This is a genomic window from Rhodococcus gannanensis (assembly GCF_042681175.1).
Taxonomy (GTDB): domain Bacteria; phylum Actinomycetota; class Actinomycetes; order Mycobacteriales; family Mycobacteriaceae; genus Rhodococcus_G; species Rhodococcus_G gannanensis.
This window is the reverse complement of sequence record NZ_JBHUFB010000021.1, coordinates 26,582-46,679: the sequence shown is the minus strand read 5'-3', so window position 1 is coordinate 46,679 and position 20,098 is coordinate 26,582. Positions and strand designations below refer to the sequence as shown.

General features: G+C 69.2%; 18 protein-coding genes and 1 tRNA gene. 3 read left to right on the top strand and 16 right to left on the bottom strand.

All coding sequences use genetic code 11. The annotated features are described in order from the left end of the window. The first annotated feature begins 140 nt into the window (after positions 1–140). Positions 141–1,313 (top strand): L,D-transpeptidase, encoded by a 1,173-nt coding sequence (locus ACFSJG_RS25185; protein WP_378488025.1) that lies wholly within the window; start codon positions 141–143, stop codon positions 1,311–1,313. A gap of 8 nt (positions 1,314–1,321) precedes the next feature. On the opposite strand, the gene ACFSJG_RS25180 is transcribed toward ACFSJG_RS25185, so the two are convergent. The 9 genes from ACFSJG_RS25180 to orn form a co-directional block, all read right to left on the bottom strand. Continuing rightward, the gene (locus ACFSJG_RS25180; protein ID WP_378487982.1) at positions 1,322–2,485 is read right to left on the bottom strand and encodes a phosphotransferase family protein; all 1,164 of its coding nucleotides are present in this window, start codon (positions 2,483–2,485) and stop codon (positions 1,322–1,324) included. Beyond that, positions 2,482–2,952: a hypothetical protein gene (locus ACFSJG_RS25175; RefSeq protein WP_378487981.1), complete on the bottom strand. Its 471-nt coding sequence runs from the start codon at positions 2,950–2,952 to the stop codon at positions 2,482–2,484. Before ACFSJG_RS25175 ends, ACFSJG_RS25180 begins: the two co-directional genes overlap by 4 nt. A gap of 16 nt (positions 2,953–2,968) precedes the next feature. Further along, entirely contained in the window at positions 2,969–3,697 is a 729-nt protein-coding gene (locus tag ACFSJG_RS25170; protein ID WP_378487980.1) for a hypothetical protein, read from the bottom strand. A gap of 156 nt (positions 3,698–3,853) precedes the next feature. Further along, entirely contained in the window at positions 3,854–4,543 is a 690-nt protein-coding gene (locus ACFSJG_RS25165; RefSeq protein ID WP_378487979.1) for a hypothetical protein, read from the bottom strand. After that, positions 4,540–5,331: a CbbQ/NirQ/NorQ/GpvN family protein gene (locus ACFSJG_RS25160; RefSeq protein WP_378487978.1), complete on the bottom strand. Its 792-nt coding sequence runs from the start codon at positions 5,329–5,331 to the stop codon at positions 4,540–4,542. The genes ACFSJG_RS25165 and ACFSJG_RS25160 overlap by 4 nt, the downstream gene beginning before the upstream one ends. Then, positions 5,328–6,833 carry a nitric oxide reductase activation protein NorD gene (locus ACFSJG_RS25155; RefSeq protein ID WP_378488024.1) on the bottom strand — a complete coding sequence of 502 codons (1,506 nt, stop codon included), beginning with the start codon at positions 6,831–6,833 and terminating at the stop codon, positions 5,328–5,330. Before ACFSJG_RS25155 ends, ACFSJG_RS25160 begins: the two co-directional genes overlap by 4 nt. Positions 6,834–6,991: 158 nt before the next feature. Continuing rightward, positions 6,992–7,600: a TetR family transcriptional regulator gene (locus ACFSJG_RS25150; RefSeq protein WP_378488023.1), complete on the bottom strand. Its 609-nt coding sequence runs from the start codon at positions 7,598–7,600 to the stop codon at positions 6,992–6,994. A 144-nt stretch (positions 7,601–7,744) separates the two neighbouring features. Continuing rightward, a tRNA-His gene (locus tag ACFSJG_RS25145) sits at positions 7,745–7,817 on the bottom strand. 87 nt (positions 7,818–7,904) lie between these two features. Further along, complete coding sequence (orn, locus tag ACFSJG_RS25140) at positions 7,905–8,504, bottom strand: oligoribonuclease (RefSeq protein WP_378487977.1); 600 nt, start codon at positions 8,502–8,504, stop codon at positions 7,905–7,907. Between the two features lie 114 nt (positions 8,505–8,618). Here orn and ACFSJG_RS25135 point away from each other — a divergent pair, with 114 nt between their 5' ends. Further along, positions 8,619–10,334, top strand: a complete 1,716-nt coding sequence (locus ACFSJG_RS25135; protein ID WP_378487976.1) for a helicase HerA-like domain-containing protein — start codon at positions 8,619–8,621, stop codon at positions 10,332–10,334. 53 nt (positions 10,335–10,387) lie between these two features. Here the strand turns inward: ACFSJG_RS25135 and ACFSJG_RS25130 are convergent, their stop codons facing one another. The 5 genes from ACFSJG_RS25130 to ACFSJG_RS25110 all read right to left on the bottom strand — a co-directional run bounded on the left by ACFSJG_RS25130 (position 10,388) and on the right by ACFSJG_RS25110 (position 17,043). Continuing rightward, positions 10,388–12,025 (bottom strand): AMP-binding protein, encoded by a 1,638-nt coding sequence (locus ACFSJG_RS25130; protein WP_378487975.1) that lies wholly within the window; start codon positions 12,023–12,025, stop codon positions 10,388–10,390. Between the two features lie 90 nt (positions 12,026–12,115). Continuing rightward, entirely contained in the window at positions 12,116–13,441 is a 1,326-nt protein-coding gene (gene lysA / locus ACFSJG_RS25125) for a diaminopimelate decarboxylase (RefSeq protein ID WP_378487974.1), read from the bottom strand. A 123-nt stretch (positions 13,442–13,564) separates the two neighbouring features. Then, positions 13,565–14,368: a mycolate reductase gene (cmrA, locus tag ACFSJG_RS25120; protein ID WP_378487973.1), complete on the bottom strand. Its 804-nt coding sequence runs from the start codon at positions 14,366–14,368 to the stop codon at positions 13,565–13,567. A gap of 69 nt (positions 14,369–14,437) precedes the next feature. Beyond that, positions 14,438–16,444 (bottom strand): oxidoreductase, encoded by a 2,007-nt coding sequence (locus tag ACFSJG_RS25115; RefSeq protein WP_378487972.1) that lies wholly within the window; start codon positions 16,442–16,444, stop codon positions 14,438–14,440. A gap of 20 nt (positions 16,445–16,464) precedes the next feature. After that, complete coding sequence (locus tag ACFSJG_RS25110) at positions 16,465–17,043, bottom strand: PadR family transcriptional regulator (protein WP_378487971.1); 579 nt, start codon at positions 17,041–17,043, stop codon at positions 16,465–16,467. Between the two features lie 136 nt (positions 17,044–17,179). Here ACFSJG_RS25110 and ACFSJG_RS25105 point away from each other — a divergent pair, with 136 nt between their 5' ends. Next, complete coding sequence (locus tag ACFSJG_RS25105; RefSeq protein ID WP_378487970.1) at positions 17,180–18,517, top strand: MFS transporter; 1,338 nt, start codon at positions 17,180–17,182, stop codon at positions 18,515–18,517. Here the strand turns inward: ACFSJG_RS25105 and ACFSJG_RS25100 are convergent. After that, the gene (locus ACFSJG_RS25100) at positions 18,514–19,086 is read right to left on the bottom strand and encodes a DUF4203 domain-containing protein (protein WP_378487969.1); all 573 of its coding nucleotides are present in this window, start codon (positions 19,084–19,086) and stop codon (positions 18,514–18,516) included. The two genes, ACFSJG_RS25105 and ACFSJG_RS25100, sit on opposite strands and share 4 nt — an antisense overlap. Further along, positions 19,083–19,925, bottom strand: coding sequence for an alpha/beta fold hydrolase (locus ACFSJG_RS25095; RefSeq protein ID WP_378487968.1), 843 nt, complete (start codon positions 19,923–19,925; stop codon positions 19,083–19,085). Before ACFSJG_RS25095 ends, ACFSJG_RS25100 begins: the two co-directional genes overlap by 4 nt. Between the last annotated feature and the right edge of the window lie 173 nt (positions 19,926–20,098).

Genomic DNA, 20,098 nt, shown 5'->3' with positions numbered 1-20,098 from the left:
TGGCTGGTCCCCCCGACGTGCCCGCGCAAAGACCTGGCAAAATCGCTGTCCGCGGGTTCTGTGCGCGAATGGCTTCCGTTGGGGCGGGGACCCGCCGAGTGGACGTGTGAAGTGGGGTAGCGGTGACGAAGTTTCGGATCATGGTCGCGATGGCCGTCGCGTCCGCGGCGGTGCTGGGGGTGTCGGGCTGCACCGTCCCGTCGAGCGGCGAGGCGTCGGCTGCGCCGGCGATCGACGTCAATCCCGTCACCGAACTGATCAAGCCCAAACTGACGTCGGCGGTGCCGGACGGCGCCGTCGGGCACTCTCCCAGCGATCCGGTGACGGTGCAGGTTCAGGACGGCAAGCTCGCGAACGTCACCCTCGTCGACGCCGCAGGTGCCGCCGTCCCTGGCGAGATCGCCACCGACGGACGGTCGTGGGTGAACACCGCGCCGCTGGTCTACAACGGCAACTACCGCCTGCAGGCCGAGGCGATCGGTCTCGGAGGCTCGGGCGCCCTCGTGTCGAGTTTCGCGACGAGCTCGCCGGGCAACCTGACCCAGCCGTACATCCTGCCCACCGAGGGTGAGGTCGTCGGGATCGGGCAGCCGGTCGCCGTGCAGTTCGACGAGAACATCCCCGACCGCGCCGCCGCGCAGGACGCCATCACCGTCACCACGAATCCGCCTGTCGAGGGCGCGTTCTACTGGGTCAACAACCGTGAGGTCCGCTGGCGGCCGGAGCACTACTGGGCTCCCGGTACGACGATCACCGTCTCCGTCGACGTGTTCGGCCGCGACCTGGGCAACGGGCTGTTCGGCCAGGCGAACGGGAAGTCGGAGTTCCGTGTCGGCGACGCACTGGTCGCCACCGCCGACGACGCCACCAAGCAGGTCACGTTCGAGCGCAACGGTCAGGTCGTCATGACGATGCCGACGTCGATGGGCAAGGACAGCACTCCGACCGACAACGGCGTCTACATCATCGGCGACCGCTTCGACCACATGGTCATGGACTCGTCGACGTACGGCGTCCCCGTCAACTCCCCGCAGGGTTACCGGACGGAGGTGGACTGGGCGACCCGGATGTCGTACAGCGGCATCTTCTTCCACTCGGCGCCGTGGTCGGTGGGTCAGCAGGGGTACTCGAACGTCAGCCACGGCTGCCTGAACCTGAGCCCGTCGAACGCCAAGTGGGTCTACGACAACACCAAGCGCGGCGACATCGTGGTGGTGAAGAACACCCTCGGCGGCACCCTGTCGGGCGTCGACGGCCTGGGCGACTGGAACATCCCGTGGGAGACCTGGAAGGCGGGCAACGCCGTCGTGTGACGGTTGCGTCAGCCGCCGTCGACGAGGCTTGCGAGCAACTCGAAGCTGTCGTGCGCGGTCACGGCGGCGACGGCCCGTTCCACGCCGACCCGAGAGACGTCGAGCGGCTGCATCCGGTCGCCGGCCTCGGCCGTGCACACGGCCGCGAGGAACCACTCGGTGACGGCGGCGCGGTACAGCGTCCACAGCCGCCCGGGGTCGAGGTGGATTCCCCTGTCGTCGAGCCGGCGGACGTAGCCGTCGACGAGGTCGCGTTCGACGACACGCAGCATCGCGGGGTCGACGGATGCGGTCAGGAAGTAGGCGACGTCCCGGACGCCGGGGCCGGCGCACGCGATCTGCCAGTCGAGGAACCCGGGTGAGTCCGCCTCGAAGAACAGGTTGCCGGGGTGTGGGTCACCGTGGATCAGTGTCTGCGGCTCACCGGCCCAGAACGCGTCGATCGCGCTGCTCCGCTCGTAGAAGATCCGGCACTGCCGCTTGACCTCGGCGGGAACGAGATCGGCGGTGTGCCCGGTGATGCCGCCGAGGAATCGTCGTCGGATGAGGTCACCCAGCCGGACCTCGGCGGCCGGACGTCGTGCGAGGGGCGCGAGATCTCCGGTGAACCGGTGGGTGTTCCAGTATGCGGCGTGGAGGTCGGCGAGAGCGTCGACGACGGCACGGGCCTCGGTGACGGTCACCGTGTCGACGCAGGTGCGAAACGTCGCCGTCGGGGCGAGATCCTCGAGGATCAGGACCGCCCGCCGACGTAGCGGATCCTCCTGCGCGGCATGGCATCGCGGCACCCGCACGGGAGGCTCCTCGCCGAGTGCCCGGTAGGCGGCCACCTCCTTCGATCCGAGCCGAAACACATTCATCAGGACGTGCTGGAGGTAGTTGCGTGGCGGCAGCTTGCAGAACAGGGTCGCGGGCAGTTCGCCATCCGAGGTGACGCCGAGGCGGGCGCGTGCCGCGGTCCCGGAGTCGTGTTCGATCACCCGCACCGAGGTGATCGAGCGCGGGTCCACCCCGACCGCGTCGGCGAGCCACCGCGGTGTCACGTCCTCGGCACGGCGTGGGATCGCCGCCCCGTAGGGGACTGCGCGGTCGGCGGCCGCGCGGGCCGCCTCGGTGACGGCGAGTCCGGCCCCGAGCGCGGCGGACCGCGCGCGCGACTCGGTCCGGATCACCGGGGGGCCGTCTGGGCGTCGTCGGGTGCGGTCGCCGCGGACTGCTCCTGCGCGGCCTGGCGCGCTTCCCGTTCCTCCTTGTTGCGCACGAGCTCCCGGAATCCGATGCGGTCGTACTGCGGCTTCGGCTGCACTCCCCATTCGTCCTCTGCGGTGTCCCGTCCTGCGCCCTCGGGCTTCCCGCCGAACGGGGGACCCTGGATGGGGTAGGGGTAGTCGCATTCGGCGTTCTCGTCGGACCACCGGACCTTCATCATCTCGTCGCAGATCTCGGTGAGCGACAACGTGGGGAAGCCGTACCAGATCGCCAGTGCGGGAACGGTCATCGAGCCTTCGACGACGAGCGCGACGAGGCAGACGATGATCCCGCGCTTGAGGTAGCGGTGCATGCGGGAGAACTGCGGCGTGGTGCCGAGGGGCAGATCCTCGTCGGTGTCGGGTCCGGCCTGCGGGGTGTCCTTGGTCATGGGATTTGTCCTCGGTTCAGTCGGAGAAGATCTCGCGATTGACGGTGTGCAGGTAAGGGATTGCGAGGAACGGCGTGATGTAGAAGATGTCGAAGAGCCACCAGCCGAACACCGGAACCACGGTGGCCTCGTAGCGGATGTCGGCGTACATGGTCATGTTGACGATGTAGCCGACCCAGATGACGACGCCGAACCAGCAGGTGACCGTGAGCCACTGGTGGCCCCACCGCTTCATCTGCAGGAACGCGATGGCGGCGGCGATGCGCATCGGGAAGACGACGAAGATGCAGGCGATCTCCCAGCCCTTCTCGCCCGGTGCCGCCGAGCCGCCGATCCACATCTCGTTGTAGTGCCAGAAGTAGCCGTTGTCGACGAAATTGCCCCAGGCGGTGAAGAACACCCGGTTGAGCAGGGTGTGGCTGGCGAGGACGTCGAGGGTCCAGCCGATGCTGTTGAGGAAGGCGTCGAGGATGACCAGGTAGCCGATCAGGGTGACCATGATCGGCCGCGTCGACAGCCCGGCGAGCGTGGCCTTCCGCTGGAGGTACAGGCCGCGCAGGAAGATCGGCAGGCCGACGAATCCTAGGACCAGGGTGCCCATGACCGCGGTGCCCGCGATCAGCCAGCGGTCGGCCTCGCGCTGCGCCGCGCGGCTGGCCTCCTCGTGCCCGTCGAGGCCGTGTCCGGTCGATGGCGGACCGGGGGTGCCGGATTTCCGGTTGCGGGTGACGATCGGCAGGTTCATCGCGCTGCCCTACCAGTCCCGGTGCAGTGACATGTTCAGTTGGATCAGGAACATCGCCACCAGGAATCCGTACATCGCGATCTGGAAGACGATCAGTGCGCGCTTGCGTCGACGGTCCTGCTCGTTCATCTCGTTCTCCTCGCTGTGGCGGATCGGTCAGTCGGTGAAGATCTCGCGATTGACGGTGTGTAGGTAGGGGATTGCCAGGAACGGAGTGATGTAGAAGATGTCGTAGAGCCACCAGCCGAAGACCGGCAGGATGGTCCCGGTGAACCGGAGGTCCGCGTACACGGTCATGTTGGTGATGTAGCCGACCCAGATCACGACGCCGAACCAGCAGGTGACCGTGAGCCACTGGTGGCCCCACCGCTTCATCTGCAGGAACGCGATCGCGGCGGCGACGCGCATCGGGAAGACCACGAAGACGCAGGCGACCTCCCAGCCCTTCTCGCCCGGCGCCGCGGATCCGCCGATCCAGAGTTCGTTGTAGTGCCAGAAGTAGCCGTTGTCGGCGTAGTTGCCCCAGGCGGTGAAGAAGACGCGGTTGAGGAGCGTGTGGTTGGCGATGAGGTCCAGTGCCCAGCCCACGGTGTTGAGGAATGCGTCGAGGATGACCAGATAGCCGATCAGTGTCACCATGACCGGCCGGACCGACAGTCCATCCTGCTGGGCTCGGTGCTGCAACCACACGCCGCGCAGGAAGATCGGGAGGCCGATCAGCCCGAGAACGTAGGTGCCCATCAAAGCGGTACCCGCGATGAGCCAATAGTCGGCCCGGCGCTGGGCCGCGCGGCTGTCCGATTCGTGTTCGTCGTGGGTGGGGCCCTTGGGGATCGTGCTGGTCATCGCGGCGCCGCCCCGGACAGGTGCGCGGCCGCGATCTCGTGCAGGCCGTCGTGGATCGCGCCGTCGCTGCTGAGCGGAGCGAGGATGCACGCCTGCGCCGCCTCCATCTCACCGGCGCCTGCGACGACGAGCCTGGCCGCCGCCACGAGCACTCGGGTCGACGGCGGCTCGAAGTGGAAGACGTCGTCGGCGTCGCGGATCGTCACCGCGCAGCGGACGAGTCGTTCGGCGACGGCTCGTTCCACACCGGATTCGGCGACGACGACGTCGACCTCCCGTTCCGCTGGCAGGTACCGCATCGGCACGGTGACGAAGCGTTGGCGGAAGGACGGTTTGAGATCCTTGAGCGAGCTTCGGTAGGCGGGATTGTAGGAGCTCACCAGCATGAAGGTGTCCGGTGCGGTGACGGTGTCGTTGGCTCGGTCGAGGTACAGCGTGCGCCGGTGGTCGGTGAGCGAGTGCAGGATCGCGAGCGAGTCGTGCCTGGCCTCGACCACCTCGTCGAGGTAGCAGATCGCCCCGGTCCGGACCGCGGTCGTCAGTGGGCCGTCGGTCCAGACCACGTCGCCGCCGGTGACCATGAACCTGCCGACCAGGTCGGCGCTGGTGAGGTCGTCGTGGCAGCTGATCGTGATCACCTGCCGCCCCAGCAGGTGCCCCATGTGTTCCACGAAGCGGGTCTTCCCGCAGCCGGTCGGGCCGGTGAGCATCACGGGCATGTGCTGGGCGTACGCCCACTCGAACAGTTGCACCTCACCGCCGCCGGCGAAGTAGAGGTCGTCGTTCACGCGCTCACCAACTCTCGATGGATGTGGGCCAGAACCTGGGGGAGGTCGTCGACGTGGCGGATCCGCCTGGACCTGCGCTCCCCGAACACTTCCGGGAGGGGATCGACCCGCACCGGGCCGATCCCGACGTAGTACACCGACACGCCCGCCTCGTCGGCCTCGTCGAGGGCGTGGGCCACGTCGGCCCAGGCGTACCGGCCCTCGTACCCCTCGTCGGACATCAGGCCGTCGCCGATGACGATGAGCAGTCGCCGCTCCGACGCCTGGTCCAGGAGCCGTCGGGTGAGGTGCCGGATCGGCGCGCCGAGCCGCGTGTACCCACCCGCCCGCAGGCCCAGGCTGCTCGGGTCGACGAAATGCGGGTCGGTGAAATCCTTGAGGCAGTTCACCTCCACCCGGTGTCGGGTGTTTCCCGAGAACACGAAGATGCCGTGCCGCTCCCGTGACAGCGTCATCGCCCGGGACAGCGCGTCGGCGCAGGCCAGCTCGATCCGGAAGGCCCGGCCGCCGTTGGTGCTGAGCGACGAACTGCCGTCCAGCAGCAGCGCCGTGCTGACGTCGCGGGCGCTGGGCACGAGGTCGCGGAAGAGTCGCGGCTGGGACGGGGTTCCGGTGAGGGTGTCGAGGTGGTGGGTGACGTAGCGGTCCAGGTCGAGGTCGGAGCCGTCCTCGAGGCCGCTGCGCATCGTCCGGTGGGTGTGTTCGGCGAACCAGCGACGGATGTCCGGTGAGACCGCGGTGACGGGGCTGTTCCGGGTGGGGTGCCTGCGTTCGAGCACCGCGACGTGGTCGGGTAGGAACGTCCCGCGCCACATGTTCCACTCCGGGTAGGGGATGCCTGCCCGCTGGTCGGGCCGGATCTCTATCTCCTCGTTCTCGGGCTTGCTCGGTGGGGGCAGGTTCGAGTTGCGGGCGCCGCCGTCGCCGCCGACCGGCACGGACATCAGCCGCTTCGCGTCGGTGCGCGAGGATGTCCAGGGCATCCGGCCGTAGGCGCGGCGCACCGCCGAGGACAGCGCGCCGCGGGCGGGTGCGCGGAGGGGCAGGGCACCGAGGACGGGGTGGCCGTCGATCGGTGTGTGGGAGCGCGCCAGGGACAGTGCTCGGTCGATGATCTCCCCACCGTCGAGGGTGTGGTCGCCGATCTCGAGATTCGGCACCCGACGGCGGATCTCGGGGACGAGGCCGGGGAGTGTCTCGGCGATCCACCCGGCGGCCACGCCGCCCTCGACGAGGGACAGGGCCCCGAGTTGCCGGGCGTCGAGTTCGTGCAGGTCGTACTCGGCGATCCGATCCTTCGACGGCGAGCACTGGAGTGCCACGCCGCAGGTCAGTGTCGACCGCTCCCAGTCGGCCGAGAGCGGTGGGTAAGGCACGTTGACCATGCGACGGCCGGGGCTCAGACCGAACCCGCGGTGTGGCCCCGTGGTCAGCCGCACGCCGTCCCGCCGGCGTTCGGAGAACGCGACGGCCGTGAGCGCGCAACTGCGCTCGACGGCCATCGCGTGTGCGGTGTCGGTGACGGCCACGGGGTGCTCAGAAGGTCCCGATGTTGCGCATGATCCAGTACCAGAAACCGATGACGAGGATCATCAGTCCCCAGGCGAAGGCGAGTCGGACGATTTCCTGCCACATGGTGACTCTCTTTCGGTCGGTGTGATCAGCGGGGCTGGAGGCTCCGCAAGGTGGTCGTCAGGTAGCTGTCCAGCACTGCGGTGCGCAGCGGTCCGGCGCCCGAGGTGGTGGACAGCAGGCCGTAGAGGCCCAGCAGGAAGATCGCAGCGCTGTGGTACGGGTCGACGGCGATCTCGGCCTCACCGGTGTCGCGGGCGCGTCCGAGGATGTCGACGACGAGTCCGATGAGTGCGTGTTCCCGCCAGGATTCGGTGAGCGGGCGGGTCGGCGAGAAGTACAGGGCCAGAAGGTCTTTGAACAGGCGATTGCCGAGCCGTTCCTCGATGGCGAGGGTCAGTTCGACAATTCGTGACAGCGAGGACTCGAGATCCCTTGGCGTCCCGAGGAATTCGGTCAGTTCCCGGGCGATGCGCGACTCCTCGCGCTGTTCCAGTTCCAGGAGCACGTGTTCCTTGGTGGGGAAGTGGAAGTAGAACGTTCCGCGCGACACGCCCGCGCTCGCCGCGATGGCGGTGAGGTCGGCGTCCGCGGCACCCCGGTCGCCGAACTCCGCGACGGCGGCGCCCAGCACCCGTTCCCGGGTCTGGATGCGTTGGGCGTCGCGCCCTGTCGTGAGATCCCGCTTGCCGGCCATCATGCTCCCGCATTAGTTGCGATTGAGCTTCCCGTAAGTCCAACGGGAATGATGATTGCACTTTCGTTGACGTTTGTCAGCGAATGCGGGGAATGTCGACGAAACGAGAAAGGCCCCCGACCGGAGTCGGGGGCCTTTCTTCGGGGTGACCGACGGGACTCGAACCCGCGACAGCCAGGATCACAACCTGGTGCTCTACCAACTGAACTACGGTCACCATCGCTTCCGGCGATCAGCCCTAGGGCCGTTCGTCAGCAGCGTGGACGATATTAGCGTGTGCGGAGCCGAGAAAGCCAATCGGCCCCTATTCGCTGGTCAGATCCTTGACGACGGCGGCGATGTCGCCGGTGGACGGTCCGGGTTCGGCGACGAACGCGGTACGTCGGTAGTACTGCAGCTCCCGGATGGACTCCTTGATGTCCGCCAGGGCGCGGTGCGCGAGGCCCTTCTCCGGCTGACCGAAGTAGATCCGCGGGTACCAACGCCGGCACAGCTCCTTGATGGAGGAGACGTCGATCATCCGGTAGTGCAGGTACTCGTCGAGCTCGGGCATGTCGCGGGCCAGGAAGCCGCGGTCGGTGGCGATCGAGTTGCCACACAGCGGCGCCGTTCCCGGAGCGGGAATGTGCTCCCGGATGTACGCGAGCACCTGCTCCTGCGCCTCTTCCATCGTCACTGTCGACGCCCGCACCTCGTCGGTGAGCCCCGACTTGGCATGCATCTCCTGAACGACGTCCGGCATGTCCGCGAGCGCCGCGTCGTCGGCGTGGATGACGATGTCCACGCCCTCGCCGAGGATGTTCAGTTCGCTGTCGGTGACCAGCGCGGCCACCTCGATCAGCTTGTCGGAGCCGAGCCGCAGCCCGGTCATTTCGCAATCGATCCACACAAGTTTGTCCTGCACGAGGTTCCACAGTAGCCAGCGCTTCCTCGGTTAGTGTTCGCAGTGGAGTCGAAATGACGGTCGGGACCGCTGTCGCGGCCCTGGTGTCGGTGTTTCTCGTCGAGGGAGGCAGGCATGTCGGTGGATCCCGGGTCGGATGCGGCGGCGCTCGCAGACAAGGCCGCGGCCGCGAAGGCGGCAGCCGAGGAGGCGGCTCGCGTCGCAGCAGAGGCAGCAGCAGCAGCCGAGGCCGCCGCAGCCGCGGCCGCAGCGGCGGGCGGTCCGACCGAGGGCGCAGCGGCGGGATCGTCGGCAGCGCAGGAGATCGCCGCCGGCTACGCGACCTCGGGTGGAGCACTCGAACTGGGCACGGTGATCGTCGACGGCGTCGTGGACCCCTCGGCCAGGGTGCGGATTCCCCTGGCCACCCTGAATCGGCACGGTCTGGTGGCGGGTGCGACGGGCACCGGCAAGACGAAGACCTTGCAGGGAATCTGTGAGCAGCTGTCGGCGGCGGGCGTGCCGGTCGTGATGGCCGACGTGAAGGGGGACGTGTCGGGGCTGGCCGCGCCGGGCGCGGCGAGCGAGAAGATGGCGGCCCGCGCGGCCGAGACGGGAATCTCGGACTGGGCCCCGGCCGCGTTCCCCACCGAGTTCGTCTCCCTCGGGACCGAGGGCATCGGCATCCCGATCCGGGCGACGATCACCGGCTTCGGCCCGATCCTGCTCAGCAAGGTGCTGGGCCTCAACGCAACCCAGGAATCGACGCTCGGGCTGATCTTCCACTGGGCCGACACGCAGGGTCTGGCGCTGCTCGACCTGAAGGACCTGCGGTCGGTCATCGCGCATCTGACGTCGGACGAGGGCAAGGCCGATCTCAAGGGCATCGGCGGTGTCTCACCTGCGACCGCGGGCGTCATCCTCCGCGCGCTCGTCAACCTCGAGGCGGACGGTGGTGACACCTTCTTCGGCGAGCCGGAGTTCGACGCCGCGGACCTGTTGCGGGTGGGCCCGGACGGGCGCGGTGTGGTGACGTTGTTCGAACTCGGGGACCAGGCGTCGCGGCCGGTGATGTTCTCGACGTTCCTGATGTGGGTGCTCGCGGACCTGTTCCAGACGCTGCCCGAGGTCGGTGACGTGGACAAGCCCAGGCTCGTCTTCGTGTTCGACGAGGCGCACCTGTTGTTCGCCGACGCCTCGAAGGCGTTCCTGCAGCAGGTCGAGCAGACGGTGAAGCTGATCCGGTCCAAGGGCGTCGGCGTGTTCTTCTGCACCCAGTTGCCGACCGACGTGCCCAACGCGGTGCTTTCGCAGTTGGGTGCGCGAATCCAGCACGCGTTGCGCGCGTTCACCCCGGACGACCAGAAGGCGCTGGCCAAGACGGTTCGGACCTACCCGAAGACGGAGCACTACGACCTGGAGAAGGCACTCACGTCACTGGGTACCGGCGAGGCGGTGGTGACGGTGCTCTCCGAGAAGGGCGCGCCGACACCGGTGGCCTGGGCGAAGATCCCGCCGCCGCGGTCGCTGATGGACACCATCGGCGAGGACGCGATCCGCGCGGCGGCGACGGCGAGCCCGTTGCACGCGAAGTACGGCGCGACCGTCGACCGGGAGTCGGCCTACGAGATGCTCACCGCCCGGCTGGCACCGCCGTCGCAGCCCGCGCCGGACCTGCCGCCCGCACTGCCGGACCTTCCCGACCTGCCGCCGCCCGCACCCGACGAGCCGACCGCGGTCGAGAAGATCATGCAGAACTCCGCCGTGAAGAGTTTCCTGCGGTCGGCGGCGACGGTCGCGGGGCGGGAGATCTCCCGCTCGATCTTCGGGACGAGCCGCCGCCGACGCTGACGGAGCCGTGCGTGATTTCACCCCACCTGGCGTGAGAATCACGCGCAGGCGCGTCAGCGCAGGAGTCGGGGGACGACCTTGCCGGTGGCGTTGCGGGGCAGCTCGTCCAGGAAGGTGACGTCGCGGGGGACGCAGAACCGTGCCAGGTTGGCGCGCACGTGGTCGCGGACGCCGTCGACTGTCAGCGCCGCGCCGTCCGCGTCGTCGGTGCGGACGACCCATGCGGCCAACCTCGACGTGAACTCGGGGTCGTCGACGCCGAGTACCGCGACCTCGAGTACCCCGGGCAGCTCGGAGAGCAGGTTCTCCACTTCACGTGGGTAGACGTTCTCGCCGCCGGACACGATCATGTCGTCGCTGCGTCCGTCGAGGAAGAGCAGACCGTCGTGGTCGAAGTGGCCGACGTCGCCCGTGGACATCAGTCCACCGACGACCTCCTTCTCGCCGCCGGTGCGCGTGTAGCCCTCGAAGAGCATGCCGTTGCCGACGAAGACGCGGCCCACTGTGCCCGCGGGAACCGGTGTGCCGTGATCGTCGAGAATCTTGACGACCGTGCCGAGCGGCGGCCTGCCCGCGGTCGTGGGGTGGACGCGCAGCTCGTCGGGCTGCGCGATCGACGCCCAGCTGACCTCCGTCGAACCGTAGAAGTTGTAGAGGACGTCGCCGAACACGTCGAACGTCTTGTGGACGACGCCGGTGGGGATCGCGGACCCGCTGGCCGCGATCACGCGCAGCGACGACAGGTCGACGTCGCGCTCGTCCTTGGGGAGGTCGGTGATGCGCTGGAGCATGGTCGGCACCACCCACAGGGCGTCGGCGCGGTGGCGCGCAACGGATTCGACGGTCCCGGCGGGGTCGAAGCGGCGGGTGAGCACCAGCGTCGAGCGCAGCACCAGCGCGATCTGGACACCGGCCAGGCCCCAGGTGTGGAAGACCGGTGACGCGACGACCGTCGTCCCGCGACTGCGGAGCGGCAGCCGCGACAGCACCGCGGAGGCGGGCATCCAGCTGCGCGGCTCCGGCCGGGACGCACCCTTCGGGGTGCCGGTCGTACCGGAGGTGAGGACGACCAGGCGACCCCGCCTGGGCCTGCGGGGCAGGACGAGACTGCGGCCGCCGTGGCCGTCCTCGACGAGCCCGTCGACGCGCGCCCAGCCCGCCGAGTCCGCACCACCGCCAGTGGGATCGTCCGGATCCTCGAACACCGCCACCCGCAGATCGGATTCGGGGAGCAGTGGGGTGAATTCGGGATCGACGAGCAGCCAGTCGATCCGCTGTTCGGTGAGGATCTCGGCGAGCTGCGACGCCGACGCGCCGGTGTTGAACAGAACCAGGTCGGTACCGAGCCGGGCGGAGGCGCCCATCGCCAGGAGGAAGCCGCGATGGTTGCGGGCGAGGACTCCGATCCGGCCTCGCTCCCGCAGACCCCGGTCGTAGAGGGCGATCGCGAGTGCCTCGGCGTCGGAGTCGAGTTCGCGGAACGTGACGGCGCCCGCGTCGTCGATCACCGCGATCCGGTCACCGTCGCGGCGGGCGGCGACGGCGAGCAGGCCGCCCGCGGTGAAGTCCCACTGGAACCAGGCCGTCGCGACGTCGGTGAGTGTGCGCGGTCCGAGTGGGCCGACGATCCCCGCCCTGGTGATCGGGACCAGGCCCTTGACGAGATCGGTTGCCTGGGAAATTCTCGGCATTCGGCTGGTCCTCCTGGCGGGTCGGATGTCGCGCGGCTACGACACCCGACCCAACTTACTTGCCAGTAAGGACGGGCGCCAGGTGCGGACTCAGATGCCGACCTCACGCTGCATCAGGTCCGCGACGGTCTCTCGGCGGATCAGTTCGCGCGCCGTACCGTCCGCGACCGCCACGACCGGTGGCCGGCCGACCGCGTTGCACGACGACGCCATGCTGTGATGGTAAGCGCCGGTCACCGGTACGGCGAGCACATCACCCGGACGGACGTCGGCCGGCAGCGGAACGTCGGCTGCGAGTTCGTCCCCGGCCTCACAGCGCCGCCCCGCGACCGTCACCGACTCGACGGGTGCAGCCCCGCGCCGGTTGACGAGCGCGACGGCGTGACGCGCGTCGTACAGCCCGACCCGGGGGTTGTCGCTCATCCCGCCGTCGACAGCGACCACCGTGCGCCCGCCCGGAATCCGTTTCACCCCTGCCACCCGGTAGAGAGTCACCCCTGCGCGACCGACGACGGCGCGCCCCGGTTCGAGCGTGATCCGCGGGCGAGGGAAGCGATGCCGGGCGCACGCGTCGTCCAGAGCGTCCTCCACCGCTTCGGCCAGTACCGCGGGGTCGAGGCAGGCGTCGCCGCTCGTGGACGAGATGCCGTGGCCGCCGCCGATGTTCAGTTCGGAGAGGATCGTGCCGTGCTCGGCTCGGACGTCCGCCATCGCGCCGACCATCCGGTCGATTGCGGTCGCGTAGCGTGCCGGATCGGTGATCTGCGAGCCGAGGTGGCACTGCAGGCCGATCAGATTCAGTCGCGGCTGCGCGAGGATCCGCGCCGCCGCCTCGGCGGCGTGACCGTGGTCGGGCGGGAACCCGTGCACCGGACCGGAGCGCTCGGCGTGACCGTCCAACTCCGGGTCGACGCGGAGCAGTACGTTCTGCCTGCGCGCACACGACGCGGCCAGCATCGTGATCTCGGTCTGCGACTCGACCACGATCCGGCCGACCCCTGCGGCGCGCGCTGCGGCCAGGTCCGCGGACGTCTTGACGCTGCCGTGCAGGATGATTCGGCGGGGGTCGACACCGGCAGACAGGGCGACCGTGAGTTCGCCGGCCGACCACACGTCGAGGGCGAGTCCCTCCTCCGCTGTCCATCCCGCGACGGCCCGGGTGAGCAGTGCCGAGCCGGCGTAGGCGATCTCGGCCTCCGGGAACAGTTCGCGGTAGGTGCGGCACCGGTGCCGGACGTCGCGTTCGTCGAGCACGTACACCGGCGTGCCGAACCGGTCGGCGATATCGGACAGTGCCAGGCCGCCGACGGTGACGCGTCCGAGGTCGTCGACGTGGGTCGTGGCCGGCCACAGCGCCGGGTCCAGGCGCGGTGTCATCACCGCACGCAGCGAGGGGAGGATGTCGAGCAGGGTCACGGTGAACTCCTGAAGGTGGGATACACCTTCCGGAGTACTCGACACCGCGCTCGGGATCGGCGTCCCTGACGAGGTCTTTACGTCGCGTGGCGCCGGCTTGACGAGAGCCTGACGGCCGACCCGCTACCCGCCGAGCTTCTTGTAGAACGTGCCGACGATCGGCGCGACGACGGCACGCGGGCTGTACCCGCCCGCGACCGACATGCCCTTGCTGAGAATGCCGGGGACGACGCGCATCTTGTTGCTCGCCAGGCCGTCGAGCGACAGCTTCGCCGTGTACTCGCTGGAGATCCAGAGGAAGTCCGGGACCAGCTTGTCGACGATCGACGCGTCGGCGGGGTCGGGGACCTCGGTGCGCACCGGTCCGGGAGCGAGCAGCGTGACGTGCACGCCGGAATCCTTCAGTTCGCCGCGCAGGGACTCGGAGAACGTGTTCACGAACGCCTTCGTCGCGGCGTAGGTGGCGTTGTTCGGGATCGGCATGTTGCCCGCAGCCGAGCCGACCATGAGGATCCCACCCGAGCCGCGGGCGATCATGCCAGGCAGGACTGCGAGCGTGAGATCGTGCACCGCAACGGAATTCAGCTCGACCTGTGCCCGTTCGTACGCGGGGTCGAGCTCGGAGACCGGACCGAACGTCGCGATGCCCGCGTTGTTGCACAGGATCGAGATCTCACGCCCCGCCAGTTCCGCCACGAGCGGCGCGCGCCCGTCCCGGTCGGACAGGTCGACCGCGCGCACCTCGACGGTGACGCCGTGCGCCGCGGACAGCCTCTCGGCGAGCGCGTTCAGCAGGTCCTCGCGGCGGGCAACGAGGATCAGGGAATGACCCCGAGCCGCGAGTTCGGCGGCCAGTGCCTCCCCGATTCCGGAGGAGGCGCCGGTGACGACGGCACGGGCTTCGGGCGTGGGGGAAGGCAGACTCACGTCGCCCAGGCTACCTGTGCGCACTTTCGGTAGTGCCCACTACCAAAAGTGCGCACAGGGGCGAAGCCCCTACAGGACGGCGGCGAGACGCGTGCCCTGCTCGATGGCGCGCTTGGCGTCCAGCTCGCCTGCGACGTCGGCGCCGCCGATCACGTGGACCGTCATGCCGGCGGCGGTCAGGTCGTCCTCGAGGTCGCGCACGGATTCCTGGCCCGCGCAGACGACGACGGTGTCGACTGCGATCGTCCGAGGGCGCTCACGCTTGTCCCCGAAGGTGATGTGCAGTCCCTCGTCGTCGATTCGTTCGTAGTTCACGCCCGAGATCTGCTCGACGCCCTTCTTCTTCAACGCGGCCCGATGGACCCACCCGGAGGTCTTGCCCAGTCCGGCACCGATGGGCGAGGACTTGCGCTGGAGGAGGAAGACCTGGCGCGGCGACGGCGCGACCACCGGCTCGGTCAGCGCGCCCGGCGCCGCCTCGTCCTCGGTGACTCCCCATTCCCGGTTCCACTCCGCGAGGTCGAGGGCCGGGGAGTGGTCGTGGGTGAGGAACTCGGAGACGTCGACACCGATCCCACCCGCACCGATCACCGCCACGCGATCGCCCGCGGGCCTGCCGTCCCGGACCAGCTCGGCGTAGGAGAGGACGCTGGGATGGTCGACGCCGGGGATCGCGGGGATGCGCGGCGTCACCCCGGTCGCGAGCACCACGTCGTCGTAGCCGCCCTCGGCGAGTGCGGTCGCGTCCACCCGGGTGTTCAGATGCACTTTCACGCCCGCGGTCTCCAGGCTGCGGGTGAAGTACCGGATGGTCTCTGCGAACTCCTCCTTGCCGGGGATCCGGCGGGCGATGGCGAACTGGCCGCCGATCTCGCTGCCCGCCTCGAACAGGTTCACCTCGTGGCCGCGGTGCGCGAGGTTCAGCGCAGCCGACAGTCCGGCCGGCCCGGCGCCCACGACTGCGATCGACTTGCGGCGGCGGGTGGGGGAGAGCACGAGTTCGGTCTCGCGTCCGGCGCGCGGGTTGAGCAGGCAGGACACGTGCTTGTTGGCGAACGCGTGGTCCAGGCACGCCTGGTTGCAGGCGATGCAGGTGTTGATCTCGTCGCCGCGGTCGGCGGCGGCCTTGTTCACCCACTCCGGATCCGCGAGCAGCGGCCGGGCCGCCGAGACCAGCTGCGCGTCACCGCGTGCGAGGATCTCCTCGGCGGTCTCGGGCATGTTGATCCGGTTCGATGCGCACACGGGGATGCTCACCTCACGGGCCAGCCGCTCGGTGAAGGAGACGAACGCGGCGCGGGGCACGGAGGTGACGATGGTGGGCACGCGGGCCTCGTGCCAGCCGATGTCGGTGTTGAGGATCGTGGTGCCCGCGGCCTCGAGTTCCTGTGCCAGGTCGACGATCTCGGCCCAGGTCTGGCCGCCCTCGACGAGGTCGGCCATCGACAGTCGGAACACGATGACGAATTTCTCGCCGACGGCGGCGCGGATGCGCCGGGTGATCTCGACGGCGATGCGACGCCGATTCGCGGGGGAGCCACCCCACTCGTCCGTGCGCCGGTTGGTGCGCTCCGCGAGGAACTGGTTGAGGAAGTAGCCCTCGCCGCCCATGATCTCGACACCGTCGTAGCCGGCGTCCTGAGCGAGCCGGGCGCAGCGCACGTAGTCGTCGATGGTCGACTCGATGCCGCGCCGGGTCAGGGCGCGCGGCCGGAACGGGTTGATCGGTGCCTTGATCGACGAGGCGGAGACGCTCAGCGGCTGGTAGGAGTAGCGGCCGGCGTGCAGGATCTGGAGGGCGATCTTGCCGCCCTCGGCGTGCACGGCATCGGTGATCTCGCGGTGCCGGGACGCCTGTTTGCGGGTAATGAGATCGGCGCCGAACGGCAGCAGCCACCCCGTGCGGTTCGGTGCGTAACCGCCGGTGATGATCAGGCCGACGCCGCCGCGGGCGCGTTCGGCGAAGTACGCGGCCAGTTTCGGCACGTCCTTGGTGCGGTCCTCCAGGCCGGTGTGCATCGAGCCCATCACCACGCGGTTGCGGAGCGTGGTGAACCCGAGGTCGAGCGGGGACATCAGGTGGGGATACGGGTTGTTCACTCGCGCATGCCTTTCGGATTGGGCGCCGTCGGTCGTTCGGTGGCCGGGATCAGGGCGTCGAGCACCTCCTGGCACCACTGGCCGAATCCCTCCTCGACGCGGATGCCGCCGCGCAGGACGAGGTACTGGTGCAGGTCGGTGCCGGACAGTCGGTCGGGGGTGGGGAAGTCGCGCTTCTCGATGAGCCGGTAGACCTCGAGCCGCCCGGCATGGGCGTCGCGATGCCGGGCCACCTCCGCGCGCAGTGCGTCGAGGTCGCCGTGCGCGGCGCCGCGGATCTTCACGGCGAGTTCGTTGCGCAGGTGTCCGGCGTCGGTCGGTTCCGCGATCCATCGGGCGAGCTCGGCGCGCCCCGCCTCGGATACCTGGTAGACGCGCTTGTCGGGCCGGCCCTGCTGGCCGACGGTCTCGCCCGTCACCCAGCCCGACTCGTCCATCCGCTTGAGCACGCGATAGATCTGTTGGTGGCTCGCGCTCCAGAAGAAGCCGATCGAGCGGTCGAAACGCCGGGCCAGCTCGTAGCCGGAGCCGTCCTGTTCCGACAGCGAGACCAGTAGTGCATGTTCCAGTGCCACCTCGTCAGTGTCCGGCACCTCCGTCCGATATGCAACTAAGCGCATACTCACCCCGATGCATATAGGGCGCCGCGACGACGCGACGCGGCGTCCGTCGAGCGGTCGATCGGGTGACCACCTGGCCTAGGCTCGCGCCATGAGCACAGCGGTCGACGGCGGCGGCGCCGCACGGGGAGGCGGGGGCGCGATCACGCGGGGTCAGGTGTTCGCGTGGGGACTGTGGGACTGGAGTTCGGCGGCATTCAACGCCGTCATCGTGACGTTCGTCTTCTCCGTCTACCTCACCGACGCCGTCGGTGACGACCTGCCCGGATCGGTCTCGGCGAGCAGTTGGCTGGGCTGGTCGCTCGGCGCCGCGGGACTGGCGATCGCGCTCCTCGCTCCGGTCACCGGGCAGCGGGCCGACGCCGCCGGCCATCGCAAGCGCTCACTCGCGTTGCTCACGACCACCGTCGTCGGCTGCATGCTCGCCATGTACTTCGTCGAGGACGACCACCACTACCTGTGGCTGGGTCTGGTGCTGCTCGGGGTCGGATCGGTGCTGTTCGAACTCGCGCAGGTTCCCTACTTCGCGATGCTGCGGCAGGTCTCGCGTCCCGACAACATCGGCCGCGTCTCCGGATTCGGCTGGGCGATGGGCTATTTCGGCGGCATCGTGCTGTTGCTGGTCTGCTACTTCGGGTTCATCTCCGGCGACGGGGACACCCGCGGACTGCTCGGCGTGAGCACCGACGGCGGGATGAACATCAGGATCGTCGTGGTGCTCGCGGCGGTGTGGTTCGCCGCGTTCGCGATCCCGGTGCTCTTCGCGGTGCCGGAACTGCCCCGCCCCCCGCGGGCCGGCGAAGGCCCCGGATTCCTGGGCTCCTACCGCGTGCTGTGGAACGACATGCGCGCCCTGTGGTCGACGGACCGCAACACCGTCGGCTACCTGCTCGCGAGCGCGCTCTTCCGCGACGGCCTGGCCGGGGTGTTCACGTTCGGCGCAGTGCTCGCGGTCAACGTCTACGGGATCGCGTCCGGGGATGTGCTGCTGTTCGGGGTCGCGGCCAACGTCGTCGCGGCGCTCGGTGCGCTCGGCGCGGGCCGTCTCGACGATCGCCTAGGCCCGAAGACCGTGATCGTGTGGTCGCTCGGCTCGATGCTGGCCGCGGGGGCGTTGCTGCTGGCCGTGTCCGGGCCGGTCGGCTTCTGGATCCTCGGCCTGGTGCTGTGCCTGTTCGTCGGGCCCGCGCAGTCGGCGGCGCGCACCTTCATGGCACGACTGAGCCCCCACGGGCAGGAGGGGCAGATGTTCGGTCTGTACGCGACGACAGGACGCGCCGTCTCGTTCCTGTCCCCGACGTTGTTCGGACTGTTCGCGTGGATGTTCTCGAACGACCGCGCAGGCATCCTCGGCCTGCTCGTGGTCCTCGGTGCCGGACTGGCGGCGCTCCTCGTGGTGCGGCCGCCGTCCGAGTCGCCGACCGCCTAACGGTCGCGGTCGATCCCCAGCTTCTCCGGGAAGAGGCGACGCTGGACGATCCAGCCGGCAACCGACAGCCCGATCCACGCGAGTGTCGAGGTGACCTGCTGCCAGCCCGCCTCCGGGTGGCGAAGGAACTCCAGGGCGCCGGTCATGCTGCCGAGTCCGGTGAGGATCATGCTGGCGCCACCGATCGACGTCAGCCACAACAGGGCCCGGGCCCGGAACTTGTCGGCGAGGAAGGCGGCCGCGACACCGACGGCGAGGATCACGATGGCGCTGAGCGCCCAGTTGTTGTCGCCGGGTTGCAGGACGTCCGCGATCTTCGCGCCCGCCATGGCGCCGGTGATGCCGCCGATGAAGTAGGCAGAGAACCGGAAGACGAGGGTGGTGACGACCCATGCGGCGACCGCACCGATCAAACCGAACAGGAACAGCGTCGCGAGGGAGGCGTTGAAGAGGTCCGCGACGAGCCAGCCGAGACCGAATCCGGCGGCGAGCACCGCCAGGTGCATCGAGCGGATGCCGTAGAAGCACAGCAGTGCGCCGATCAGGAGTACTGCGATACCGCCGGTCATACCCGGGCTCCTTCCACGCGGTCGACGATGATGTCGGCCAGTCGGTCGGGTGCCTGTTCCGGCACCCAGTGGCTCACGCCGTCGAGTTCGACGAATCGGTAGGGCCCGGTGACGTACTCGGCGCACTTCGCGGCGGTGGCGCGGCTGACCGCGTCGTCGCGGTTCGACCAGACATAGGTGGTCGGCACCGTGATCGCCGGGACGTCGGTGAACTCGCGGCCCATCGCCCGGTACCAGGACAGCGCCGCGGTCAGCGCCCCCGGTTCGGTGAGGACACGGACGTGCTCGTCGACCAGCTCCGGGTCGACGGCGCCGGCGAACATGTCGCGCAGGCGTTTGCCGCCGTCGGGCAGGAGGGCACGTTCGGCGGAGTCGCCGTGCCGGAAGATGCCGATGTACCGCGAGCGGGTCTGCTGGTCCGGGTCGTCGCGCAGCCCCCACGAGAAGGCCGACGAGTGCGGAACCGACACCGCCGTCAGTGACTCGACGCGATCGGGATGACGTGCCGCGGTCCACCACGCGACCGCGGCGCCCCAGTCGTGGCCGACCAGGTGTGCGGATCGGATGCCGAAGTGGTCGAGCAGGGCGACGACGTCGCCGCCGAGACGGTCCACGGTGTAGTTCTCCACCCCGACCGGCCGTGCCCCCGGGGAGTACCCTCGCTGCGACGGCGCGATCACCCGGTACTGTGCGAGCCGCGGAAGCACGGGACGCCAGCATGCGGACGTCTCCGGGAAGCCGTGGAGCAGGACCACCGGGGTGCCGTCGGCGGGACCGGCGGTCGTGACGTCGAAGGTGTGCTCGCCCAACGTGATGGCTGACGTGACTGCCGGTTCCATTCGTCTCCCGCCTCCGTGGCCGCGCGGCTGTGCGGGGCCCGCTGGGCGAAACACTACCGCCGCAGCGGCGTTTTGGGATTCGGACGTGCCGACGGGGTGTTATGTGTGAGACGAGGGTGCTGCGCTCGACGACGGGACGTCGCGCGCGGCGAGCGGCGCCAGATCGTTCCCAA